This window comes from Archangium sp., from assembly GCF_036388035.1.
Taxonomy (GTDB): domain Bacteria; phylum Myxococcota; class Myxococcia; order Myxococcales; family Myxococcaceae; genus Archangium.
Genome location: NZ_DASVSO010000088.1, coordinates 1 through 4706 on the forward strand (window position 1 = coordinate 1; position 4706 = coordinate 4706).

The 4706-nt window shown below is 71.7% G+C and carries 5 protein-coding genes; 3 read left to right on the forward strand and 2 right to left on the reverse strand.

Going from position 1 to position 4706, the window contains the following annotated elements; translation table 11 throughout:
* The 3 genes from VF697_RS03700 to VF697_RS03710 form a co-directional block, all read left to right on the forward strand.
* Window positions 1–218 (forward strand): Sua5 family C-terminal domain-containing protein (locus tag VF697_RS03700; protein ID WP_331092079.1); only part of this gene is annotated, 218 nt, incomplete at its 5' end.
* 91 nt (window positions 219–309) lie between these two features.
* Window positions 310–2352 (forward strand): serine/threonine protein kinase, encoded by a 2043-nt coding sequence (locus tag VF697_RS03705; protein ID WP_331092080.1) that lies wholly within the window; start codon window positions 310–312, stop codon window positions 2350–2352.
* Window positions 2353–2439: 87 nt separating this feature from the next.
* Entirely contained in the window at window positions 2440–3360 is a 921-nt protein-coding gene (locus VF697_RS03710; RefSeq protein ID WP_331092081.1) for a DUF2381 family protein, read from the forward strand.
* Between the two features lie 25 nt (window positions 3361–3385).
* On the opposite strand, the gene VF697_RS03715 is transcribed toward VF697_RS03710, so the two are convergent.
* The gene (locus tag VF697_RS03715; protein WP_331092082.1) at window positions 3386–4108 is read right to left on the reverse strand and encodes an immunity 52 family protein; all 723 of its coding nucleotides are present in this window, start codon (window positions 4106–4108) and stop codon (window positions 3386–3388) included.
* 14 nt (window positions 4109–4122) lie between these two features.
* Window positions 4123–4706: restriction endonuclease fold toxin 5 domain-containing protein (locus VF697_RS03720; protein ID WP_331092083.1), on the reverse strand; the 584-nt coding region annotated here is incomplete at its 5' end.

The window sequence follows — 4706 nt, forward strand, 5'->3', positions numbered from 1 at the left end:
TGGGCCCTCCGAGCCTCACGCTGCCCCCGGGCGTGCCCCGCTATGACGTCCCCGAGGACCCGGCCGGCGCGGCGCGCGTCCTCTACCTGCGGCTGCGCGAGGCGGACCAGCGAGGCCACGATGTGCTGGTGGCCTGCCTCCCGCGCGCCCAGGGCCTGGGCATCGCCGTGCGCGACCGGCTCGCCCGCGCCGCGGCCCCCCGCCCCGCTGGCGGCTGACACCATCCGCTCCGGGTGAGCCGCGGCTGCGCGGACAGCCCTCGGACGTCGGAGGGTTCTGTTACGCTGCCCCACCTCGGAGGTGGTGCACATGAGCGAGGCCGGGACCGGTGGGCACACGGAGGAGCAGGAGTGGCAGGGGGTGTCGCGGCGCTCGCGGATGCGGCACCTGCGACATGACTCACCGGAGCAACACCTGCCCCGGCTGGGTCTGGAGGTGGCGGGTTACCGGCTGGAGAGGCGGTTGGGCACCGGGGGACAGGGCACCGTGTTCCGCGCCCGGCGCGAGGGCCGGCTGTACGCGGTGAAGTTCATCTTCCTGCCGCGCTCGGCGCACTGGGCCTGGCGCGAGCTGGACGTCATGGTGAAGCTGTGGCGCGCCGGTGGCCTGCCCCTGGAGGGACATGGCCTGTGGCCCGCCCATGAGCCCCTCTTCCTCTTCCTCGTCACGCCCTTCGTGCGAGGCAGGCCACTGGACGAGTGGGTCCGGGTACACAACCCCCACGCGCTCCAGGTGGCGCAGCTGGTGCGCCAGGCCGCGCGGCTGCTGGGGGTGGTGCACGCGGCCGGAGTGGTGCACCGGGACGTGAAGGGGGCCAACCTGCTGGTGTGCGGCGAGGGTCGGCTGGTGCTGGTGGACTTCGGGGTGGCCACCTACGAGGGCGCACCCACGGTGACGGGGCCGTTTCCTCCCGGCACCTGGCCCTACCTCAGCCCCCGGGTGTGGCGCGCATGGCGCGGCGAGGAGGAGTCGCACGCCAGTCCGGGCGACGACCTGTGGGCACTGGGCGTGGAGTTCTACCAATTGCTGACGGGCCGGCTGCCCTTCCAGGGGCAGGAGGGCGAGCTGGTGCGGGCCATTCTGGAGGAGGAGCCGCCGGCCCCGCACGCGCTCAACCCCCGGGTGCCGAGGGCATTGAGCGAGGTGTGCCAGCGCCTGCTGCGCAAGAAACCCGAGGAGAGGTACGCGGACGCGGCGGCGCTGGAAGCGGCGCTGGCGGCGGCGATGAAGGAGGCGGACGCGGCGTGGCGGGTGCCGCTGTGCGAGGCATGGGAGCCCCAGCACGCCACCACCGTGCGCCAGGGGCTGTGGATGCGGAGCGAGGAGTTGCTGCGACTCTACGAGCGGCTGGCCTCCTACCAGTGGCGGCCCCTGCGCGGCAGGCCCCTTCCCCCGGACGAGGCCTCCACCCAGGGCGCGGAGTCAGCCCCGCCCGAGGAGGCGAAGGCGGCGTCCGCCGCACAAGTGGAGGAGCATGCCGCACCTCCGGCCGCCTCCGTCCCCGTGCGCTCGCGCTGGAAGCCGCGCGCCGCCGCCGTGGTTCTGACGCTGACGCTGGCCCTGGGCGTGGGCGTGTGGCTCGCCGTGCGGCCGGCGCCACGCGCCTCCTCGACCCTCTCCCTACGGGTGGGGACCCCCCGAGCCAACCTACCGCCGGAGTACCACCCCGTTGCCCTGGAGCCCGTCGGCCAGGAAGTGGCGCCTCCGTGGCGGCGGCCCGAAGGTGACGGCGGCGCGGCGCCAGAAGCGGCGACAACCCCCACGCCCGTCGCCCGTGCGACGCCCGCCCAGGACACGCGCGTGAAGACTCCCCCCAAGGCCTCCGCTTCCCCCCAGCGCACGTCGCCCTCGAAGCAGACGGGCAGCCCGGCTGGCACGGTGGGCGGACTGATGCTCACCTGCACCCTCGCCAGCGGGTGCACCGGCCCCACCGCCCAGGTACGGCCCCCGCCTCCCCCCGCCGAGTGCCCGCCCGGTTCCGTGGAGACCATGAAGGCGCTGGGCCTGCCCATGGACAAGCTTGAAAGCATCGCCTACCCCGGGATGAAGCATCCCCGTGACGAGTTCCCCGTGCGCTCGGGCCCGGGGGCGACGTTGAACCTGCGGGGGAGGGATTGGGGCAAGTTGCCGGATGGCACGGTGTTCTCTGGGGTGCTCTTCGTCGGGTCGCGCGTGTACGGCCGCTTCACGCAGGCCTACACGCCCGAGGGGCACATCTACCCCGTGTGCCTGGAGCTCTACGACGCGCTGAAGGACGACAAGCGGGGGGTGTTCCGGCGGGATGACGGCAAGTCGGACACCGCGCGGATCAACGGTGTCGTGTCCCTCAAGCCCGTGGAGCAATTCGAATAGGGCGTGGGCGGCCAGGAGACGGGCGAACGAAGGAGGGGCCAACGTGGGAGGTCCCTGCTACGCTGTCCACTCCGGAGGTTCTCCCCCATGTTCGCCCCGCTCCCCGCCGCGCCCGTGCTGCTCGCGCTCCTCGCCACGACTCCCGCCCTCGTTCAGCCGGCCGCCGAGGACACGGGAACCGCGCGCCACCTGGAGCTGACCGCGGACACCGCTGGGCAGGTGCACGAGGTGGGCCTGGGCCCCGACCAGCCCACCACCCTGGTGTTCAACGCGCCGCTGCAGCCGGGCTCGGTGGAGGTGGAGGACGAGCGCGTGGTGACGGTGGCGAAGAACGAGGCCCGGGGCATGGTGACCCTGCTGCTCTCGGGTGAGCCGATGCCGGACAAGCCGTTGTGGCTGACGGTGCGCTTCGCGGATGGCGCGGCGCCGGGGAGCGTCACCTTCCGGCTGGTGCGCTCCACGCGGGCCGAGGCGCAGGTGCGGGTAAACCGTCGCCCGAGTTCCGGCGACTCCCTCTGGCGGGAAGCGAGGCGCGAGCGCGAGCGCGCCGAGCGGTGCGAGGCGGAATTGACGGCGCGTCCCCGAGTGGACGGGCCGCGCCCCGAGGGCCTCACGGGCCTGTTCGACGCTGGACTGGTGGGTCAGGGCCAGGGCATCGAGGCGCGGAAACTGGAGGAGGACGCCCCTCCGCGTCCGGATGAACCCCTCCAGGTGTGGAAAACCTACAGCTACCGCGCCGGCGGGCGGCTGGCGGTGGAGCTGGAGGTGGAGAACACGGGCTCCCAGCCCTGGACGGTGGACGAGAAGGCGGAGCTGGTGAGCACGGAGGGCGCGCGGCCGCGCGTGCTGGGTGTCTGGCCGCGCGAGCCCCTCGCTCCGGGAAAAACGCGCTGGCTCTTCGTGGAGGCGGAGGCCACGAAGGCACAGGCCCGGGGCACCTTCCGGCTCGTGCTGGGAGAAGCGGGAGGAGCGCGGACCCTCACCGTGCGCGGTGTGACCTTCCCCTGAGCCGGACGGTCCGGAGCCCCCTCCGTCACCCTGGAGCGAAGGGCCGCAATCGCGCCAGCAACCCCGCCTCGTTCAGCAGTTCGTGGACGCGGGCGGCCAGCGCGACGTGCTCCGGGTTGGAGGCGGTGAACCGCTCGGGGGTGAGGATAACGAGCGTCCCCTTGTCCTCCACGGGCTCCACACGCACGGGGGCCGGCAGTGGGGGCACGGCGCCTCGCTGTCGCGAGAAGTACATCACCCACCCCACGAAGGTTCCCACGTATGGAAACCCCTTCACCACCATGTCCCGGTGCGCATGAGACGTCACCACGCCCAACTCCGGCTCCCAGGCCAGGGCCATGGCGCGCAACACCTCGGCCATGACGGGAGCGGTCAGCACCCGCTCCCCGATGGGGCCCTCATCAAAGGGGCGAAGGATGCAACTCGATGCGGGCTGGAGGGAGGACGAACCACAAGACACATCAACGCCAGACAACTCTCGCGGATCGTCACCCGCCCACAGGCAGACCAAAAAGCCATCCAAGATCCGATGCTTCTTCTGGCTGAACAGCTTCTGGAAACTCGCGGCGTCCGTGTCGAGCTGGCGTTTGCGTGCTTCCTCGAAGGAGCCAGCCGTCTGATGCCAGCGGTTCCAGGCCGGGTCGCATCGCCCCAGGAGCTGGAAGAAGCGCTCCGCCCGGTGTGCGCAAGCCTCCGCGGATTCGGACCGGGCCAGCCAGTAGGCCCCGGCGTAGTAGGTCTCTTTCATCGAACGTCTCCTCCTCACGACGCCGGGGAAATATGGACGACTTCAATCGGGAGTTCGGCGTCCACGAACATCTTCTTGAGCGCACCCGCGAGTTTCTCCTCCGCCACGATCCACCGGATGGGCGTTCCCCGGGCGGCGCTGAACTGGCGCGTCGCCTGCTCGAGCAACTGCTCACGGCCCTCGAAAATCTTGAGGAAGTCCAGCTTCTTATCAATCCACTGCGCGTACCCAGTGCCCTTGGCCTCGAGCAGGACGCCCTGGTCGAAGCCGTCGAAGTCCACCTTCTCGCCCCCCACCTTGACGCGGTAGGCATAGCCCGTGGGGGCTCCCGTCACCTGCGCCTGGTAGTCCCGGGCGCTCTCGGACATGGACTCCTCCACCTGCACCCATTGACCCGGGCCTCCGGAGGGCGGCGGGGCCTGCCCGCCCCCGTGTCCTCGCGCCACCATGGCCACCGCCATAGGGGCGAGCACGAGGGTGACGCCCTCGGCCCCCAGGGCGACCGACTCCACCTCCGCCAGGGCCCCTGCCGAGTAGCGGATGCCAAGCTGGGCCTCGGCAATCACCGCCGCCTGCCCGGCCCCTGGCAGCTTGGGCA

Bases quoted from the DNA above. Each gene is read 5' to 3' on its own strand.
- VF697_RS03705 (WP_331092080.1), top strand. From the start codon at position 310: ATGAGCGAGGCCGGGACCGGTGGGCACACGGAGGAGCAGGAGTGGCAG.
- VF697_RS03710 (WP_331092081.1), top strand. From the start codon at position 2,440: ATGTTCGCCCCGCTCCCCGCCGCGCCCGTGCTGCTCGCGCTCCTCGCC.
- VF697_RS03715 (WP_331092082.1), bottom strand. From the start codon at position 4,108: ATGAAAGAGACCTACTACGCCGGGGCCTACTGGCTGGCCCGGTCCGAA.